At 65.2% G+C, this 15,522-nt stretch carries 25 protein-coding genes; 15 read left to right on the top strand and 10 right to left on the bottom strand.

Going from position 1 to position 15,522, the window contains the following annotated elements; translation table 11 throughout:
• Nucleotides 1–28 precede the first annotated feature (28 nt).
• The 6 genes from ACLQ21_RS15440 (at nucleotide 29) to ACLQ21_RS15415 (ending at nucleotide 6,416) form a co-directional block, all read left to right on the top strand.
• Nucleotides 29–577, top strand: a complete 549-nt coding sequence (locus ACLQ21_RS15440; protein ID WP_425664857.1) for a hypothetical protein — start codon at nucleotides 29–31, stop codon at nucleotides 575–577.
• A gap of 411 nt (nucleotides 578–988) precedes the next feature.
• Entirely contained in the window at nucleotides 989–3,784 is a 2,796-nt protein-coding gene (locus ACLQ21_RS15435; RefSeq protein ID WP_425664856.1) for a phage tail tape measure protein, read from the top strand.
• 18 nt (nucleotides 3,785–3,802) lie between these two features.
• Complete coding sequence (locus ACLQ21_RS15430; RefSeq protein ID WP_425664855.1) at nucleotides 3,803–4,552, top strand: hypothetical protein; 750 nt, start codon at nucleotides 3,803–3,805, stop codon at nucleotides 4,550–4,552.
• 14 nt (nucleotides 4,553–4,566) lie between these two features.
• Nucleotides 4,567–5,637 (top strand): hypothetical protein, encoded by a 1,071-nt coding sequence (locus ACLQ21_RS15425; protein ID WP_425664854.1) that lies wholly within the window; start codon nucleotides 4,567–4,569, stop codon nucleotides 5,635–5,637.
• Nucleotides 5,634–6,251 carry a hypothetical protein gene (locus ACLQ21_RS15420; RefSeq protein WP_425664853.1) on the top strand — a complete coding sequence of 206 codons (618 nt, stop codon included), beginning with the start codon at nucleotides 5,634–5,636 and terminating at the stop codon, nucleotides 6,249–6,251. Before ACLQ21_RS15425 ends, ACLQ21_RS15420 begins: the two co-directional genes overlap by 4 nt.
• A 12-nt stretch (nucleotides 6,252–6,263) precedes the next feature.
• Nucleotides 6,264–6,416: a hypothetical protein gene (locus tag ACLQ21_RS15415; RefSeq protein ID WP_425664852.1), complete on the top strand. Its 153-nt coding sequence runs from the start codon at nucleotides 6,264–6,266 to the stop codon at nucleotides 6,414–6,416.
• On the opposite strand, the gene ACLQ21_RS15410 is transcribed toward ACLQ21_RS15415, so the two are convergent.
• Complete coding sequence (locus tag ACLQ21_RS15410; protein WP_425664851.1) at nucleotides 6,413–6,721, bottom strand: hypothetical protein; 309 nt, start codon at nucleotides 6,719–6,721, stop codon at nucleotides 6,413–6,415. The genes ACLQ21_RS15415 and ACLQ21_RS15410 overlap by 4 nt on opposite strands.
• A gap of 116 nt (nucleotides 6,722–6,837) precedes the next feature.
• On the opposite strand from ACLQ21_RS15410, the gene ACLQ21_RS15405 reads away from it, so the two are divergent.
• The 8 genes from ACLQ21_RS15405 to ACLQ21_RS15370 all read left to right on the top strand — a co-directional run bounded on the left by ACLQ21_RS15405 (nucleotide 6,838) and on the right by ACLQ21_RS15370 (nucleotide 11,120).
• Complete coding sequence (locus ACLQ21_RS15405; protein WP_425664850.1) at nucleotides 6,838–7,353, top strand: hypothetical protein; 516 nt, start codon at nucleotides 6,838–6,840, stop codon at nucleotides 7,351–7,353.
• Complete coding sequence (locus tag ACLQ21_RS15400) at nucleotides 7,353–8,867, top strand: glycosyl hydrolase family 28-related protein (protein ID WP_425664849.1); 1,515 nt, start codon at nucleotides 7,353–7,355, stop codon at nucleotides 8,865–8,867. Before ACLQ21_RS15405 ends, ACLQ21_RS15400 begins: the two co-directional genes overlap by 1 nt.
• Before the next feature lie 167 nt (nucleotides 8,868–9,034).
• Nucleotides 9,035–9,814 (top strand): M23 family metallopeptidase, encoded by a 780-nt coding sequence (locus ACLQ21_RS15395; protein ID WP_425664848.1) that lies wholly within the window; start codon nucleotides 9,035–9,037, stop codon nucleotides 9,812–9,814.
• A gap of 12 nt (nucleotides 9,815–9,826) precedes the next feature.
• Entirely contained in the window at nucleotides 9,827–10,111 is a 285-nt protein-coding gene (locus ACLQ21_RS15390) for a hypothetical protein (protein WP_425664847.1), read from the top strand.
• Nucleotides 10,098–10,298 carry a DUF7620 family protein gene (locus ACLQ21_RS15385; RefSeq protein WP_425664846.1) on the top strand — a complete coding sequence of 67 codons (201 nt, stop codon included), beginning with the start codon at nucleotides 10,098–10,100 and terminating at the stop codon, nucleotides 10,296–10,298. Before ACLQ21_RS15390 ends, ACLQ21_RS15385 begins: the two co-directional genes overlap by 14 nt.
• Nucleotides 10,298–10,672, top strand: a complete 375-nt coding sequence (locus tag ACLQ21_RS15380) for a putative phage holin (RefSeq protein WP_425664845.1) — start codon at nucleotides 10,298–10,300, stop codon at nucleotides 10,670–10,672. Before ACLQ21_RS15385 ends, ACLQ21_RS15380 begins: the two co-directional genes overlap by 1 nt.
• A gap of 8 nt (nucleotides 10,673–10,680) precedes the next feature.
• Complete coding sequence (locus ACLQ21_RS15375; RefSeq protein WP_425664844.1) at nucleotides 10,681–10,956, top strand: hypothetical protein; 276 nt, start codon at nucleotides 10,681–10,683, stop codon at nucleotides 10,954–10,956.
• A 2-nt stretch (nucleotides 10,957–10,958) separates the two neighbouring features.
• Nucleotides 10,959–11,120 carry a hypothetical protein gene (locus ACLQ21_RS15370; RefSeq protein WP_425664843.1) on the top strand — a complete coding sequence of 54 codons (162 nt, stop codon included), beginning with the start codon at nucleotides 10,959–10,961 and terminating at the stop codon, nucleotides 11,118–11,120.
• An 83-nt stretch (nucleotides 11,121–11,203) separates the two neighbouring features.
• Here the strand turns inward: ACLQ21_RS15370 and ACLQ21_RS15365 are convergent, their stop codons facing one another.
• The 8 genes from ACLQ21_RS15365 to ACLQ21_RS15330 all read right to left on the bottom strand — a co-directional run bounded on the left by ACLQ21_RS15365 (nucleotide 11,204) and on the right by ACLQ21_RS15330 (nucleotide 13,742).
• Complete coding sequence (locus tag ACLQ21_RS15365) at nucleotides 11,204–11,392, bottom strand: hypothetical protein (protein WP_425664842.1); 189 nt, start codon at nucleotides 11,390–11,392, stop codon at nucleotides 11,204–11,206.
• Nucleotides 11,393–11,400: 8 nt separating this feature from the next.
• Nucleotides 11,401–11,739, bottom strand: a complete 339-nt coding sequence (locus ACLQ21_RS15360) for a hypothetical protein (protein ID WP_425664841.1) — start codon at nucleotides 11,737–11,739, stop codon at nucleotides 11,401–11,403.
• 13 nt (nucleotides 11,740–11,752) lie between these two features.
• On the bottom strand, nucleotides 11,753–12,010 hold the full coding sequence (locus ACLQ21_RS15355) for a hypothetical protein (protein ID WP_425664840.1): 258 nt from the start codon (nucleotides 12,008–12,010) through the stop codon (nucleotides 11,753–11,755).
• Between the two features lies 1 nt (nucleotide 12,011).
• Entirely contained in the window at nucleotides 12,012–12,335 is a 324-nt protein-coding gene (locus ACLQ21_RS15350; protein WP_425664839.1) for a hypothetical protein, read from the bottom strand.
• Nucleotides 12,336–12,410: 75 nt separating this feature from the next.
• A complete protein-coding gene (locus tag ACLQ21_RS15345; protein ID WP_425664838.1) occupies nucleotides 12,411–12,626 on the bottom strand; it encodes a hypothetical protein in 216 nt (71 codons plus the stop codon).
• 29 nt (nucleotides 12,627–12,655) lie between these two features.
• Nucleotides 12,656–12,859, bottom strand: coding sequence for a hypothetical protein (locus ACLQ21_RS15340; RefSeq protein WP_425664837.1), 204 nt, complete (start codon nucleotides 12,857–12,859; stop codon nucleotides 12,656–12,658).
• An 8-nt stretch (nucleotides 12,860–12,867) separates the two neighbouring features.
• Nucleotides 12,868–13,263 carry a hypothetical protein gene (locus ACLQ21_RS15335; RefSeq protein WP_425664836.1) on the bottom strand — a complete coding sequence of 132 codons (396 nt, stop codon included), beginning with the start codon at nucleotides 13,261–13,263 and terminating at the stop codon, nucleotides 12,868–12,870.
• Between the two features lie 293 nt (nucleotides 13,264–13,556).
• On the bottom strand, nucleotides 13,557–13,742 hold the full coding sequence (locus ACLQ21_RS15330; RefSeq protein WP_425664835.1) for a hypothetical protein: 186 nt from the start codon (nucleotides 13,740–13,742) through the stop codon (nucleotides 13,557–13,559).
• Between the two features lie 194 nt (nucleotides 13,743–13,936).
• On the opposite strand from ACLQ21_RS15330, the gene ACLQ21_RS15325 reads away from it, so the two are divergent.
• Entirely contained in the window at nucleotides 13,937–14,182 is a 246-nt protein-coding gene (locus tag ACLQ21_RS15325) for a hypothetical protein (RefSeq protein ID WP_425664834.1), read from the top strand.
• 49 nt (nucleotides 14,183–14,231) lie between these two features.
• On the opposite strand, the gene ACLQ21_RS15320 is transcribed toward ACLQ21_RS15325, so the two are convergent.
• A complete protein-coding gene (locus ACLQ21_RS15320) occupies nucleotides 14,232–15,398 on the bottom strand; it encodes a tyrosine-type recombinase/integrase (protein ID WP_425664833.1) in 1,167 nt (388 codons plus the stop codon).
• Between the last annotated feature and the right edge of the window lie 124 nt (nucleotides 15,399–15,522).

The following is a 15,522-nucleotide window of genomic DNA, read 5'->3' as shown; positions in this document are numbered from 1 at the left end:
AATAAACACGGTTTGCAAGGGGACAACATTGACTGATCTTGATGCTCTGCTGGATGAGGCGACGCCTGCGTTCGAGGATGTGCGTATTTGCCTTGATGGGGCGCGTCGTGCTGAGTGGAATGCGCTTGCTGAGCAGGCGATGTCGAAGGACGATGCTGATGGGCGTCTGGGCGCGAAGTCGCCGGCGGCTGTCGCGAAGAAGAAGCTGGACGCGCTCGCTGATGAGCTGCGTGAGCGGATGCTGACGATCCGTGTGTTTGCGGTGCCTGGTACGCAGTGGGCGGCGCTCAAGAGCAAGAATCCGCCGCGTAAGGGTGATCGTCAGGATGAGGCGCAGGGCTACAACCTTGAGGCTGTGGCGCGGCAGGCGCTCATCACTCACGGCAAGCGGGTCAGCGGCGACAAGGTCGAGGACATCAACGCGGGCCAGTGGGGGAAGATCCTCGAGAAGATCGGTGGCGGTGACTTCCAGACGCTGATTTATGCCGTGATTGGTGTGAATCAGCTTGTGGGTCAGCAGTTTGTTGGGCTCCTGGTAAAAGGCTCGCCGGCGACCAGCAACTCCGCCGGGAAGTAACTGCGGCGACCAGGCTTGGCGTCTCTCATAAGCGGTTTACCGGCTGGGAGGCGACCGAGCGGGTCGCGTACGAGTATGACGATGCTGGGCTGCTGGTCGCCTCCGTCGTCACTCGTGAATGTGAATGGGATGAGTGGCAGAGGTCGCTCGCCCTGGCTGCGATCGACCTTGACAACTCGATTGAGCACAACGGCGTCCCGCGCTGGGACGCGTACAACGACACCGCCGAGAACCCCGATGGGGACTTCCGGTGGGAGTTCGACGAGGTCATCAACTACGTCGACATCGCTAAGGCACGCCACGAGAACGCTTGGCGCGCCAAGAACGGCGGCGACAAGGCCGACATGACCGGTATCGCCTTCCACGCGCGGAAGGTTCCTGCCCGCGACATCTAGACATTGAGGGGGCGTGATGGCCGACCGTACCGTCTCCGTCAAGCTGATCGCTGACGCTAAGCAGTACATCCAGGGACTCGACGAGGCGGCGCGGAAGACTCGCGACGCTTCGCAGACGGTCGAGCAGGGGCTCGCGGCCCAGCGTGACGCGTTCAACCAGGTGGGTGCTGCGGCGACGACTGTCGGTGTGCTGGCTCTGGCTGGTGTGACGGCGGCTGTTGCGGCGTTCGCGCAGTTCGATGCGGCGATGTCTGGTGTGCAGGCGGCGACGCACGAGTCTGCGGAGAACATGCAGCTCCTGTCGGATGCGGCGCTCGAGGCTGGTCAGCGGACGGTGTTCTCGGCGACTGAGTCTGCTGCGGCGATCGAGAACCTGGCGCGTGCTGGTATTTCGACGGCTGATGTGCTGGGTGGCGCGCTTGATGGTGCGCTGGATCTGGCGGCGGCTGGTGAGATTGAGGTGGCTGACGCTGCGGAGATCGCGGCGTCGGCGATGACTCAGTTCGGGAAGTCCGGGTCTGATGTCACGCACATCGCTGATCTGCTCGCTGCGGGTGCTGGTAAGGCGCAGGGTGGTGTCGCGGATCTCGCGGCTGGTCTGAACCAGTCGGGTCTTGTGGCGGCGCAGATGGGCCTGTCGATTGAGGAGACGGTCGGCTCTTTGACGGCGTTCGCGTCGGCTGGTCTGATCGGTTCGGACGCTGGTACGTCGTTCCGGTCGATGCTGCTGAGGCTCGCGAACCCGACCAAGGAGTCCGCTGCGCTCATGGATGAGCTCGGCCTGTCGTTCTACAACGCGCAGGGCGACTTCATCGGTGTTGAGGGCATGGCCGGCCAGTTGCAGGAGCGGCTGGCGGATCTGACGCAGGAGCAGCGGAACCAGGCTCTCGCGCAGATTTTCGGTCAGGACGCTATTCGTACGTCGGCGATCCTGTATGAGCAGGGCGCTGAGGGTGTGCGTGAGTGGACTGAGGCTGTTGATGAGCAGGGGTATGCGGCTGAGACTGCCGCGCTCCGTCTCGACAACCTGAAGGGCGACATTGAGCAGCTTGGTGGCGCGTTCGAGACGTTGATGATCAACCTGGGTGCGGCGGGCGATGGTCCTCTGCGGGGGATGACGCAGTCGCTGACGGGGATCGTCGAGATGCTGGGCGACATGGACCCTGTGGCGCAGTCGGCGCTGCTGGGGCTGGGTGCTCTGGTTGGCGTGGTGGGGCTGGTTGGTGGCGCGGCGCTCCTTGCTGTCCCGAAGATCGCGGAGTTCCGTGTCGCGCTTGGCACGCTTGGCGTCTCTGCTGGGGTGGCGTCTGGAGCGCTTACGGCGCTGAGTGTCGCTGGTGTCGCTGGGCTCGCTATTGGTGGGCTGGTTGCGTTGGGTATCGCGTTCGAGAACACGCGGCCTAAGGCGTCGGAGTTCTCTGCGGCGATTCAGGATGGCGCGAACGCGATCGACCTGCTGCGTCTCGCTAACGAGGGGTTCGCTAACACGGTCGATGGGTTCGAGTTCGATGTGGGGAACGCGGGCGCGCTGCTTGAGCAGAACACGCGCCTGTCGGAGAACTTCTTCGCATCGTTCGACCCGTCGAACTGGGAAGCGTACTTCTCGGACTTCAACTCGCGGATCACGCAGGTTGGTGAGGGGCTCGGGGATCTCGCAGCGACGGACCTGAACGCGGCGGTTGAGGCGTTCATTCACTTCGGTGAGACGCTGGGTTACAACGACGAGCAGATGGCTGTGTTGCTCGAGTCGATGCCTGAGCTTCGGGATGCGTGGGCTGCGGCTTCGGATGAGGCTGGCGAGTCCGTGTCGGTCCTGGGTCTGGTGCGTGATGCTCAGGCTGGCGTGGGCCTCACCGCTGAGGATGCGGCTGAGGCTGTCGAGACGGTCGCTACGGCGTTTGGCGAGGCGACCGAGGAAGCCGCCAGCTTGTACGAGGCGACGAAGGCGATCACGGATCTGTTCTTCAGCGCGCAGGATGCGATGTCTGCGTTCGAGCAGTCGATCGACGACATCGCTGAGGCGATGACTGGCGAGGACGCGCTTGTCCCGGCGATCGACGCCATGACGGGCGGATTCGACCTGGGCGAGCAGGCCGGACGTGACGCTGACGCGATGCTTCAGGCGCTTGCGGAGAACGCGCAGGCTGCGGCTGAGGCGATGGCGAACAACGGCAAGTCTGCCGAGGAGGTCGCGGCGTTCCAGGACCGTGCTCGTGCAGAGATCGAGCGTGTCGCGGGCAGCATGAAGCTCGCCGAGGACCAGGCGCGGCTCTACACAGATGCGATTGTCGACATCCCGGCTGAGGCGTCGACGGATGTGACGCTGAACACTGCGGCGGCTGAGGCGGCACTCCTCGCTTTCATCACGAAGCGTCGCGTGCTCGCCGTCGATGTGGATGTGAACGGGATGCCTTCGGGCACGATCGTCCGTCCGGGCCAGATTGGCCGGTTCGCGGATGGTGGCCGTATCCCCGGCTATGCGCCTGGCTATGACGACCGGCTGGGCTTCCTGTCGAACGGGTCCGTGGTCGGCCTCGGTGGTGGCGAGTACATCATGCCGACGCGGATGACGGATAAGTATCTGGACATTCTTGAGCAGATGCGGGTTGGTGCGTTCCCTGGGTATGCGTCGGGTGGTCGTGTGGCTATGCCGTCGCAGTCGCCGTCGTTCCGTCCGGTGATCAATGTGGCCGCGCCGGCTCCGGCTGGTGGTGGTGCTCAGGTTCAGATTGATGTGCGTCCTGCTCCTGGCATGTCGGAGGCGGCGTTCGCGGATAAGGCTGCTGCGGCGTTCGGTTGGGCGCTCAGGTAATGGGAGAGGGAGGGTCGCGTGCATATTCGGATCGCTGATTTCGTGTTTCATGGCGGCGACCTTCCTTCCCCGACCGGGTTCACTGTCTCGTCGCTCACTGGTTGGACTGGTGGGCCTGGTGTGAAGCGCGGGACGATCGCGCGTCAGGGTGGGCCTGGTTCGTTCAGCATCAAGGGTTATGCGACGGATCGTGTGGTCGTGTTCCGTGGCCGCTATCACGGGTCGTCGATCGCTGACGTGCAGTACATGAACGATGCGCTGTCGGGCCTCGAGTCGTTGGAGCAGAGGGCGACGGTTGCGTGGCCGGAGTCGCGGTGGGTGAACGCTCACGTCGATAAGGTTCGGTTCGATCCGCAGGGTGCGCTCCCGTGGGCTGACTATCAGGTCGAGCTGTGGGTGCCGGATTCGGTGAAGTTCGGTGACTTGCACACGGTTGGGCCGGTCGCGGCGAATGTGCCGGCGACTCTGCACCACTACGGCAACACTCCCGCTTATCCGCGGTTCGTCGTGTCGGGTCCGCAGCCGTCTGGTTATTCGATCTTCGCGACGGGTAAGCCGTCGTTCCAGGTCAACTCGCCGCTCGCGTCTGGGTCCACGGATGTCGTGGATTTCGCGACGGGTCGCGTGTACCGGAATGGGTCGCTGCTGGTTGGCGGTGTGTCGTTCCCGCGTACATGGTCGGTGCCTGGCGGTGTTACCCAGCCGTGGTCGTTTGGCGGGACTGGTTCGGGTACGTGCACGGGCGAGATCCCCGACACATACAAGTAGACATCGGAGGCGTCATGCCGCAGTGGACGCACCAGATCGTCGATACGAAGTCCGGTACACGACTGACGAACGTGGATGTCGCGGATTGGCCGTATCAGACGCTCGCGAACACCGCCGGCCAGGGCACCTGCGATGTTGTGGTTCGCGGTTCGGGCCTGACGAAGTCTGACTGGGATGACCTGCTGCGGCCGCGTGACCGGACGATCGTCCACTCGCTCGACGGCTTCGCGATGTATGCGGGCCTCATCGAGCGGGAGACGTGGGACGGGGCAAGCGGGGTATCGAAGGTCGCGTCCATCGAGATGCGCGCGATGGCGTCACGCCGCTACCCGTTCTCGGTCCCGACGTACAACGCGGGGTTCGCGTTCGACGTGTCGGGGAAGTCGTGGCGGGGTATCGCTCGCGCGATCGTCAAGGCGGGCTTCCACTCCATCCCCGGCGACAGTTTCCACCTGCCGATCATCCTCCCCGCGGACGAGGCGGGTACGCAGTCGAAGCATGAGCCGTGGAACGAGTTCAAGCTCGTTGAGGATCTGCTGCGTGAGGTGCAGGACCGTGACGGCGGCCCGGACATCTACTTCGATCCGGTGTGGTCGTCGTCGGGGAAGCTCGAGTGGTGGCTGAAGATCGGTAGTCCGCGTCTGGATGGGCCGACGTTCGAGTCGCGCGCTACGGGCTCGTACATTGACGGGCTGAAGGTGATCGTCGATGGGTCGAAGCAGTTGACGGGCGTGTTCGGGATCGGTTCGGGTCAGGGTCATCGACGGGTTGTGGGCAAGGCGGGCAGTATTGCTGGCCCGTCGATCCCGGACATGGATGCTCCGGTGTCGTTCACGAAGGTGGATGTGCAGTCGGAGGCTGACTCGCTCGCGATGGCGCACTTGAAGGCGCACCGGACGGCAACTACGGCTTGGTCGTTCGACATGGTCATGGACGGTTCGTGGGCTCCTCACGAGCTGCGTCCTGGTTCGACGGTGCGCATCTGGCATGACGGGGATGAGCGGGTCGCGGCTGGTTGGCGTGACGAGTATGTGACGTCCGTGTCGGGTGGTCCTTCTGAGGTGATGAGGGTAGGTGTTCGGTGAAGATCGACAACCTCGCTGATCCGATGCAGGAGATCCGTGACCTGAAGCGACGCATCTACGACCTGGAGACGTCGAACGGGTTGGCTAACTCGTCGATCTCTGCGGGGACGCTTGAGGTTGTGGATGGGTCCGGGAACCCGATCGCCGGCATTGGCGTGTCGGGTGGTAAGTCGGGGCTTCTGATCCGTAGCGGCGGCTCGTGGGTGACGGTGCAGGAGGACGTCGACACGAAGCTCGCGGGTACTGAGGAGCGGCTCGCGTACGCGTCGAACCGCATTGACGACGTGACGGGACGTGTCGGCAGGCTCGAGCCGCGCATGGCCGCGACCGAGGGTGTAGCGAACGCTGCGAAGTCGGCTACGGACAACCTGTGGCCGCGCATGTCGTCGGTCGAGGGTGTCGCGTCTTCGGCGCAGTCGGATGCGACGTCGGCGCTTGCTGTGGGTTGGGCGGCGAAGAACGCTGTCGATAACCACGCGCCACGGATTGCTGCGCTTGAGGGTTCGGGTGGGCCGACTGCGAGTGAGTGGTCGGCGTTCACGTCGCAGTTCTACGCGCTGCGTACGGCGTTCTACAACCACACAACGCACCCGCCGCAAATGCCGGGTGGCTGATAGGGGATGGTCATGCAGGTCACGACTGCACAGTTCGTCGCGGCGGCGGAAGCTCTGGGCCTGAACCCGGACACGACGTTGTCGTTCAATCTCAGCCCGTACCTGTTACGGGTGGTGCACACGGATCAGGCGGTCACGACGACCCCCGTCGAGGATTCCGCCTAGCGGTCGATCTCGCAGACGTGGGCTTCCGCGGCGGCCACGACGACCTCGTTGTTGTGTGCGTGGTCGCGGACGACGCGCGGGTCGATGCCGCCGATGATCTGTTTGCAGGTGAGCATCGCGGCGGTGTCGATCCAGCGTTCGTCGGGCCGGTCGGTGCCGTCCCAGTTCTGCCAGACGGCCTCGTAGATGTTCGAGTGCGTCGGGGCGGGGCTGGCTTTCGCGATGGAGACGCTGGCGGCGTTGGCGCTCGCGCATCCGGTGAGCGCGAGTGCTGCGACTAGCGCGGCTGCCGCGTACTTCCTCATGGTCCCGTGTCTCCCGACTAGTGGCCAGATTGTGCCCGATCTGGGTCTTTCATGGCCTGATGTGTCCATATTGTGCCCCTTATGGGCCGTCCTGTCTAGACCCAAGGGGGTACAACGTGGCGCTCGTCACTGGTAACTACGTCACGATCTCGGGCGCACCCGTCCCCGCAGGCGCACAACCACGGGTACAGATCCACCCCTCGACGTCGGCGACGACTTTGACCGGATCCGCAATATCGCAGGAACCGCAAACCGTCACGCCCGACGCTACCACCGGCGCGTTCACGTTCGACGTCATCCCCACCACCGACGTCCTGCAACGCGGCTTCCACTACATCATCACCGGCTACTACCTGACCCCCACCGGCTACGGGTCGACGGGTCACACCCGGCATGACGCGTTCACCGTCAAGGTGTTCGTCCCCGCAGACGGCGGGAGCATCGGCGACATCGCCGTAGTCGACACGGCATGGGGACTCGCATGGCAGGGTCCGACACCCCCAGCCTCGACGATGCTGTGGCTCTACACAGAACCCACGTTCGACCCCGACAGCGGCGCACCACTGCCCGTCTACACCGCCCCCGATGGCACAACAGTCGAGCACGGTGAGCTCGTGGAATGGAGCGCGTAATGGCTGGAGTTCGCAAGCGGCTCGGATCGCTGCTGGGGCCGAAGGGCATCAAGGGCAACGACGTCGTCAACCCGCGGGTCGTCGGCGACAACCTGCTGCTCGACGAGATCACCCGCACCGACAGTGGGACCGCGACGACGACGAAGACGGTCGGTAACGTGCGCGGGCCGCAGGGGCTTCCGGGCACGAACGGCGTCCCCACAGCCGAAGCAATCGCACAGAACCTCACCCTCCCAGGGCCTGCACGCACCGCGCTCACAGCGGAGCTCGCCGCCCGTTCCAACAGCGTCAACGTGAAGCAGTACGGCGCGAAGGGCGACGGCGTCACGGACGATACGGCCGCGTTCCAGGCGGCGATCAACGCGGCCGGTGTCGGCGGGCGCGTCTCCCTCGGGGATGCGTTCGGCCTCGGCAACTACAAGCTCGGCCCGCTCACCACCCTCGATCACCAGACGATCGAGGGGCCGACGCAGATGCTGGGCACGGGCGGCACGCCCCGCGTCCGCCTCAACTTCACCGGCCTCACCGGTGCGCAGGTGGGGCTCGCGCTCGGCGTGAACGTCACCCTCCGCAACCTGCTCGTGTGGGGTCCGGGATTCAGTACCGGAACGTGCGTGGGCGTCCAGACGGGCACGTCGGAGTCGAGCAGCCACCCCCGCTTCGAGAACGTCGGCTTCTACCAGTGGGCGACCGCCGTGCACCTCACGCGCGCCTACTACTCCACGTTCATCAACTGCGAGTGGTCGTATTGCGCGGTCGGGCTGCGGAACACGAACTGCTACAACATCTCCCTCGTCACGCCGCGCTTCAACATGTCCAACAGCGACGGGACGGTCCTGGGCAGGGCGATCCAGGGTGCCGCACGGTCACTGAACATCTACGGCGGGTCGATCGAGAAGTACTCGGTCGGGATCGGCGTGGGCGACAACCAGGGCCTCAACATCTTCGGCACCTACTTCGAGTCGTCGATGCCCGCGTCCGCGAACTGCATCGGCATCGAAGCGTCCGGGCGTACCGGCTTCTCCATCAACCTGTTCGGCGCGATGGTGTACCTCAACGAGCACTTCCGGTTCGTGAACCTCTCGAGCTCGGTCAACGCGACGTTCAACGCGCAGGGCAACAAGTACATCTGCCCGGTCGAATCCACGACGACACCGACCGCGTACGTCGTCGGCAACGGCACGACCATTGACGGGGACATCTCGGGCGACTCCTGGGGCGAAGTCCTCAAGGGCAACTACATGGACCAGGTCAACAACTGGGGTGGTGCTGGTGTCGCGAACCTGCACGTCCGGCAGCCGAAGGAGCTGGTGGAGCACGGCCGTCGCGAGTACTTCGGACGCAATCTGGTGATCGGGAAGCCGAACACGGTGCGGACGGGCGCTGGGACGACGGCGGAGCGGCCCGTGGCCTCGTCGGTGCCGGCTGGTGCTCAGTGGTTCGACACGACGTTGGGTAAGCCGATCTGGTCGTCGGGGTCGGTGTGGAAGGACGCTGCGGGGGCGACGGTCTAGCGATGGTCTGTCATTGCATTCGTGAGGTTGGGGACGTGCGAGAGATCGCCGTCCCCGACCCTCACTGCCCTGTCCACCGCCGATGACCTGCACCTTCCCTGGCCCGTGCGTGTGCGTCGACTGCGTCACCCGATACATCGACCAGCAACAACGGATCGGAGGCGGACATGGCCTATCCAGTCAGCCGTAAACTCACCCGCCAATCGGGCATGTTCGGGCCGCGCACACCGATCCCCCTCGGCAACGGGCGGTGGTCGCCGGCGTTCCACGGTGGCGTCGACTTCACGCCCATCGTCAAGGGATCACGCATCCCCGCCTACGCGGTCGGCGCGGGCACCATCACCGGCATCAACCTCGGCGGTGGCGCTGCAGGACTCAACGTCATGCTCCGCCTCGACAGTGACGGGTCGCTCTGGTGGTACGGGCACCTCTCCCGCGTGGACGTGAAGCGCGGCGACCGTGTCCGCGACGGCCAACAGATCGGCCTCATCGGAGCAACCGGCAACACCACCGGCGTACACCTCCACCTCGAACGCCACTGGCCCCGCATCGACATCGAAACCGATCCGTGGCCGCACATCAAAGACGCCCGCGACATCGACGGCAACACGTCGTCATGGCAGACAGGCAACCCCACAGTCGCGGTCGGTGACAGCGGATCGACAGGAAGGCAGTTCCTCATGGCACTCGACTCGAACGAGCAGGAAGAGCTGCTCGCACTAGCGCGCGCGATCCGCGCATCCCAGGTCACGTCGGACGGGTACACGTACGACCAGGCGATCCTCTCGCTCGTCCAGGGACTCTACGGACGCACAGGCGGCGGCACGGTCGACGCAGGCGCACTCGCATCCGCGCTCGCCGACATCATGCAGTCCCTGTCCGACGACGACGTGCAACGCATCGCCGTAGCCGTCAACGACGAAGCGCACCGCCGCTCCGCCGACTAAGAGGAGCCGCGCATGCCCGAATGGCTCGCACCGCTCGCAGCAGTCGGCGAGAACTGGGAGCGAGTACTACTCGGGCTCGCAGTCGCACTCATCCTCACCGGCCGAATCGTCCCCAAGTTCCGGCTAGACGAAGCACGCATCGACCGCGACAACTGGCGGGCCGCTCATGAGAAAGAGCACGAGGCGCGCATGGAGCACGAGAAGAACACCTCCGAACTGATCCGCTCCTTGGACCTCGTGAAGCGCGCGCTCGACTCGATGACCCCTCCAAAGGAGGGACGGCATGAGGCTACGTGACTGGTTCCGCCGGCCACCGGCAGACACCGACGCGCTCGACGCGATCGCTGACGCCGAGATCGCACGCGACCGGGCCGTCGAGCAGCGCGCTCACATCATGCGCGAGAACGACCACATCGAGGGCCGCGTGATCCGTAACCACTTCGGGGAAGCGATCGTCCACGCGTGGGCGCAGAGGAGGGCGTGATGGGAGGCTTCACCATCGCCATCGCGCCGTGGACAGCATGGGTCGGCGAGCTCATCGGACTGTCCGCGCTCATCGCGGTCGTCCTGTTCGCTGCGACATACCAGGCGAACGCCGACTGGAAGTCGACCCGCCCGGGCAGGGCGATCATGTACCTCGCCCGCGGCCTCGCAGCGACGATCACCCTCCTCATCCTCACCGGCTTCATCCACTTCGGAGAGTGGCGGTGGGTTGCCGAGGTCGTCGTCTACACGCCGATGGCTTGGGCGTGCTGGAACCTCTACTTCTCACTCCGCCACCAGCTCGGCATGGAACCGCGCTACCTGTTCCGGGTGCGCCCGAAAGACATCTCCGACCTGTTCGACACCCAGCCGTAGGAGGCACCATGAAGACCGCACTCGACGCATTCTTCGCCAGCGTCACCCGCACGTTCGTCCCCATCGTGGCCGGCGCGCTCATCTCGTGGCTGACGACCGCGAACATCGCCCTCGATGCGGAGTTCGAGGCGACGCTCACGATCCTCATCACGGCCGCGTTCACTGGCGCGTACTACCTGCTGTTCCGGCTCCTCGAGCGTTACGTCAGTCCCAAGTTCGGCTGGCTCCTGGGCCTGGCTCAGCAGCCGACGTCGTACCGTCCCGACCCGCCCGCAGGCACCTGATAATGGCGTCGTATCAGTTCCTCGCTGATGTGCGCCGACGTGACCCGCTCTGGTATCGCATCTGCGAGGTGACGGTGGCGCTCGCGATCATCGGGTCGAACTGGCTGTCCGACACGATCGAAGACGCAGCAGGACGCGTCTGGAAGCACATGCACCGGCACTGAACGAAGCACCGCCCCATCGCCTAGAGCGGTGGGGCGGTTTCGTCGTTATGGCGCAACGATAGGCAAAGCCTGTGCCTATCGAGTCACGGGGTGGCTTCGGGTCGGTAGGGGTTCTTCCGCCAGTATCCGGCGGCGTGCCCCTCGTCCCACACATCCGCCAGCACGCTCTGCAGGTCAGCCGCGACACGGTGCGCGGCGAGGTCTCCGAGGCTCGTGCTGGTGTGCTTGAAGACGGACTCATCCAGCTTCTCTGCTAGGCCACCGACACTCATCGGCTCGCTCATAGCCCGTGCCTGGGCGTCAGCGCATGGCGTCGGTCGCTGGAAATGTCGGGGTGGTCAGGGCCGAGCCGGGCGGCGACCGACAGTGCCTCGGCCTGCGTGAAGAAGGTGCGATGCCTCACCCAGTACCAGCCGCGAGCAAGTTCGATCTCCCACTCCCGTTCCCCGCAGTCGCAGGCCCTGTCGTACGCGTCGGAGTGCAGGTAGACGAACGGCTTCGTCCACTCGGCCGCCTCGACCGGCGCGAATCCGGGGAATCCGGCTGGCGGGTCGGCACGCCTGATCAGCGGTGGCAGTCCCATGCGCGACGCGACCTCATCGATCTGCGCTGTGCTCACTCGTGTTTCCACGTCAGTTCTCTCCACCGATTACGGCGCGGATCGTGGCGCACGGCCACCAGGCACCTTCGAGATCCACGCATTTCTTGCAGAAGCCCAACTCGCCGTCGTATACCTCGGCCCGTTCGTGAATCGCTTCCACGCGAGCGAGTGCACCGCGGAGCCGGTCCACCTCGGCCAGCAGTTCCTCGGCGTCGCTGGTGAACACTCGGTGCTCACCAACCCAGTGGCGGATCTCAGCAAGTCGCTCGTCACTAATCGGCTCGGTCATGTCAGTCCTCCTGCCGGCGGTGGCGCGCTCCGAGGATACGGAGGTCGCTGTCCGCGTGCTCGATCACCGCGGCCACTAGCGCCTCGTAGGTGACCCCCAGCGCTTCGGCAACGGCCGCGGCCTTCGGGTTCCGTGTCGCTGATGCCGTGGCTTCCTTGCTCGGCAGCAGCCCCTCGGCCCGGGCGGCGGCGATGTAGCGGGTGGCCGTCGAGCCAGAGACGCCAAGTTCGTCGCGGACAGCGGCGACATGCCCTCTGCCTTCGGCTATGGAAGCGAAGGCGATCTCTGCGACCCTGCTCAGGTCGACTCTTGGGGAGGTGGTCATGTGTCAAGCGTACCGCACTTGTGCCCATATGGGTAGTGTTTGTGCCACTTATGGGACAAAGCTAGCCGGATGTGGCTACCAGTACATCGAGTACCCGCGTTCGAACTCGGCCCGGATCTGCCTCAACGTGTTCGTCGGGTAGTCGGCACGCGACACATCACCCATCACGGCGCGCCACAGCTCATCTGCGGACGGGGCACGCGGGATCGGCAACGGTTCGCCCTTGTGTTCGGCCTCCGCGACATCGCCGCCAAGGTCACGGGCACGAGCGTATGCGTCAAGGATGTCCATGAGGGCGACCGTAGCGGCGGCCACAGACGCTAGCGTGCCAGCCAGGCACGGAACCGGCGCATGAGGCGGCGTTGCGGCTTGTCCCGCGCAAGCCGCTCGTATTCGCCGCGGCGCGCGCGGTACGCGAGGTCGGCCTTCGCCTGCTCGATCGACTTCTGCATCTCGGGACTGGGGTCCAGGCTCTCGAGGATGCTGAAGTAGTCCCGCTGGGAATCGGTCAGCCCGTCGACCATCGGTTCGCTCAACGCGCGCTCTCCCGCGCGAATGCCGACATCGACTGGCGCAGCAGACGACTCATCAGCGGCTCGTAGTCGTCCGTGTTGAGGGTGCGGACACGAGCGGCGTACTCAGCCTCCGTCTCCGCGTACTCGACGTGCACGGTGGGGCGCGGCTCCTCGACGAACAGTTCGTAGTCGTAGCCGTGAACCTGGAAGTACGGGTTCGCTTCGAGCTTCTTGAGCAGGTCGACGGCCTCCCGGTACAGCGCCCATTCCGCCTCGGTCGGTGGCGTCTCGGTGCGCGACTTGACCTTGCGCGCGAAGTCGCCGCCGTACTTCATCGCGAGCGAGTCGAGCCACATCTCCTCGCTCAGATGCATCGTCATGGCGTACTTGCCTGCGCTCATCGGTTCGCTCATGCGGTGCCTCCCGGCCTACGTGTGCCCCTAGTCTACCGCGAATGTGGCCATATGTGGCCTAAATGTGCTACATCTGGGACGCTCACCACCCGCGGATCCCCGCCCCATCATCCCCCGGCTTCGGCTCGAGCGGCCCCTCAACCAGCGCCGGCACCCAACCACACGACGGACACACACCATCACGCATGACGTGACGGCACCTCCCACAGACGTCTACTCCGAGATCGTCCACCACGGCCCCTAAGTGGTGACCCAGTCAGCCGACGCCACACGATACGGGCCTAACGTGTGGCCTACTCGCTGATCGTCCACCACGGCGCAGTACCCGCATTCAGCCACAGCTCAGTCGTCGCCTCGTCCTCGTGCATCGGGATACGCACGAGTCGGGCGGTCATCACTGATTGCCTCAGCGTCTCCGCATTGAAGTCGTCGGGCAGCCTGAAGGTGACGCCACTGGGGCCGAGGGTGAGGTGGGGCATGCGTGTGACTCTATGCCGGGGGAGTGCCACGACACGCCGCGTCAGGATTGCTTGACAAGGGCGCGCCTGTCAGGACAGACTGACACCATGAGCAGCCCCACCACCTTCCCCACCATCACCCGCTACGACATCGGCCCCCGCGGCGAGTCCCGCCCCATCACCACCTACATCGACGCACTCATCCCGGCCCACGCATGAGCGCCGACAGCAACGCCTACCAGGTCGTTCGCGACTTCGCGTGGCACGCCGGCGACACCGACGAGCAACCCGCCATCAACCGCATCAAGGATCTCGCCGCACTCCGCGCCGCCGTCGAAGAACAGATCGGCTGGGCCGTCGACAACCGCGAGGCAGACGGGCTGACCTGGCAACAGGTCGCCGACGCGCTCGGGGTCACCCGGCAATCAGCACACGCGCGTTACTCCAAGCGCACACGATAGACGAGACAGCCCCTCACGCGACGATGCGTGAGGGGCTGTCTTTGTGCGTCTACGCCTCGAGAGCGAGCGGCGACGACAGCGCACCCGCGAGCGTGTCCTGCATGATCGCCGACATCTGCACATGAGCGTCGGGTAGCAGGTGCCCGTACGTGTCCACGGTCGTCGTGATCTTCTCGTGACCGAGCCGTGCCTGCACAAACGGCAGGGGAGCGCCCGCAGCGATCAGCCACGACGCGTGCGTGTGTCGCAGGTCGTGGATCGTGGGCGTCTTCTCCATCCCGGCATCGTTCGCGGCCTTCACTGTGGGCCGCCACGTCGAGTCGTGGAACCGTCCAGGCCAGAGCTTCCCGCCCTTGTCGGCGGCGAACACGAGCGACTTGGCTGGGCCAGGTGTGCCGAGCGCATCGACGAGCTCGGGCCATAGGGACACGGTACGTCGAGACTTGGACGACTTGGGGATGCCGAGCACGGCTGGCCCGCCGGCGGTCTTCTTCCACGCCTTGTCGATGCGGACGGTCGGGGGAGTGGTGTGCAGGTTGATGTCGCCCCATGTGAGGGCGGTCGCTTCACCCCAGCGCACACCGGTTCCGGCGAGGAATAGCACGAACCCTCTGTAGCGGTCTGGGACGCGCTCTAGGAGTGTCTGGAACTCTGGGCGGGACAGGAACACGCCTTCACGTTTGCCGCCCTTAGAGAGCCGCGTACGGTGCGCGGCGTTCGAGTCCGAGTATTTCGCTTCGACGGCTGCGGTGAGGATCGACGAGAGAAGCCCGTGGTAGTTGCGGACGGTCTTCGCTGCCATCGTCGCGCCCTTGACGCGCCCGGACGGCTGCCGCTCCTGCCATTCGATCCACCTGCCGATGTCTGGCTTCTCGATCGCGTTGACGGGCATGTCTCCGAGGATGGGGAGGAAGGAGCGTTCGGCGATGCGCTGATAGTCGCGGCGCGTGCCGGGTTCGATGCCGGTGAGGAGCCCGGACGTCGGGTCGAGGTAGCGGGCGGTCCACTCGCGGAGTGTTGGCACGCCAGCGTTCTCGCGGCGAGCTTCGAGTGTGCGGCGTGCAGCGTCACCACCGACGCGGTCGACGAGGGCGATGAACTCGAGCGCGCCCTTCTCGTGGTTGAACGTTTCTTGCGCTTGCTTGCCGCCGATGCGGAACAGCACACGCCAAGACACGTCGCCGTTGGCGCGTCGGCGGGGGTGGAGGGATGCCATGCGGGCTCTCTTTCTTGGAGGTTCGAGCCCGATGTTGGCGGAAGTGTTGGCACGTGGCCTTCGCTTCCGCCAACTTCCGCGTGTTTCCGCGGGTTATTCGAGGGTGAGTAACGGGACTTGAACC

This window comes from Agrococcus sp. DT81.2 (assembly GCF_049844935.1).
Classification (GTDB): domain Bacteria; phylum Actinomycetota; class Actinomycetes; order Actinomycetales; family Microbacteriaceae; genus Agrococcus.
Note: the sequence above shows the minus strand (reverse complement) of the source record. Positions and strands in the feature narration are given on the sequence as shown.

What these genes read in the sequence shown, in the direction of transcription:
- ACLQ21_RS15355 (WP_425664840.1), bottom strand. Translation starts at nt 12,010, where the DNA reads ATGACCGAGCCGATTAGTGACGAGCGACTTGCTGAGATCCGCCACTGG.
- ACLQ21_RS15330 (WP_425664835.1), bottom strand. Translation starts at nt 13,742, where the DNA reads ATGCCCCACCTCACCCTCGGCCCCAGTGGCGTCACCTTCAGGCTGCCC.
- ACLQ21_RS15410 (WP_425664851.1), bottom strand. Translation starts at nt 6,721, where the DNA reads ATGAGGAAGTACGCGGCAGCCGCGCTAGTCGCAGCACTCGCGCTCACC.
- ACLQ21_RS15415 (WP_425664852.1), top strand. Translation starts at nt 6,264, where the DNA reads ATGCAGGTCACGACTGCACAGTTCGTCGCGGCGGCGGAAGCTCTGGGC.
- ACLQ21_RS15425 (WP_425664854.1), top strand. Translation starts at nt 4,567, where the DNA reads ATGCCGCAGTGGACGCACCAGATCGTCGATACGAAGTCCGGTACACGA.
- ACLQ21_RS15365 (WP_425664842.1), bottom strand. Translation starts at nt 11,392, where the DNA reads ATGAGTGTCGGTGGCCTAGCAGAGAAGCTGGATGAGTCCGTCTTCAAG.
- ACLQ21_RS15340 (WP_425664837.1), bottom strand. Translation starts at nt 12,859, where the DNA reads ATGGTCGACGGGCTGACCGATTCCCAGCGGGACTACTTCAGCATCCTC.
- ACLQ21_RS15390 (WP_425664847.1), top strand. Translation starts at nt 9,827, where the DNA reads ATGCCCGAATGGCTCGCACCGCTCGCAGCAGTCGGCGAGAACTGGGAG.
- ACLQ21_RS15325 (WP_425664834.1), top strand. Translation starts at nt 13,937, where the DNA reads ATGAGCGCCGACAGCAACGCCTACCAGGTCGTTCGCGACTTCGCGTGG.
- ACLQ21_RS15370 (WP_425664843.1), top strand. Translation starts at nt 10,959, where the DNA reads ATGGCGTCGTATCAGTTCCTCGCTGATGTGCGCCGACGTGACCCGCTC.
- ACLQ21_RS15320 (WP_425664833.1), bottom strand. Translation starts at nt 15,398, where the DNA reads ATGGCATCCCTCCACCCCCGCCGACGCGCCAACGGCGACGTGTCTTGG.
- ACLQ21_RS15345 (WP_425664838.1), bottom strand. Translation starts at nt 12,626, where the DNA reads ATGGACATCCTTGACGCATACGCTCGTGCCCGTGACCTTGGCGGCGAT.
- ACLQ21_RS15385 (WP_425664846.1), top strand. Translation starts at nt 10,098, where the DNA reads ATGAGGCTACGTGACTGGTTCCGCCGGCCACCGGCAGACACCGACGCG.
- ACLQ21_RS15395 (WP_425664848.1), top strand. Translation starts at nt 9,035, where the DNA reads ATGGCCTATCCAGTCAGCCGTAAACTCACCCGCCAATCGGGCATGTTC.
- ACLQ21_RS15400 (WP_425664849.1), top strand. Translation starts at nt 7,353, where the DNA reads ATGGCTGGAGTTCGCAAGCGGCTCGGATCGCTGCTGGGGCCGAAGGGC.
- ACLQ21_RS15380 (WP_425664845.1), top strand. Translation starts at nt 10,298, where the DNA reads ATGGGAGGCTTCACCATCGCCATCGCGCCGTGGACAGCATGGGTCGGC.
- ACLQ21_RS15435 (WP_425664856.1), top strand. Translation starts at nt 989, where the DNA reads ATGGCCGACCGTACCGTCTCCGTCAAGCTGATCGCTGACGCTAAGCAG.
- ACLQ21_RS15350 (WP_425664839.1), bottom strand. Translation starts at nt 12,335, where the DNA reads ATGACCACCTCCCCAAGAGTCGACCTGAGCAGGGTCGCAGAGATCGCC.
- ACLQ21_RS15335 (WP_425664836.1), bottom strand. Translation starts at nt 13,263, where the DNA reads ATGAGCGAACCGATGAGCGCAGGCAAGTACGCCATGACGATGCATCTG.
- ACLQ21_RS15375 (WP_425664844.1), top strand. Translation starts at nt 10,681, where the DNA reads ATGAAGACCGCACTCGACGCATTCTTCGCCAGCGTCACCCGCACGTTC.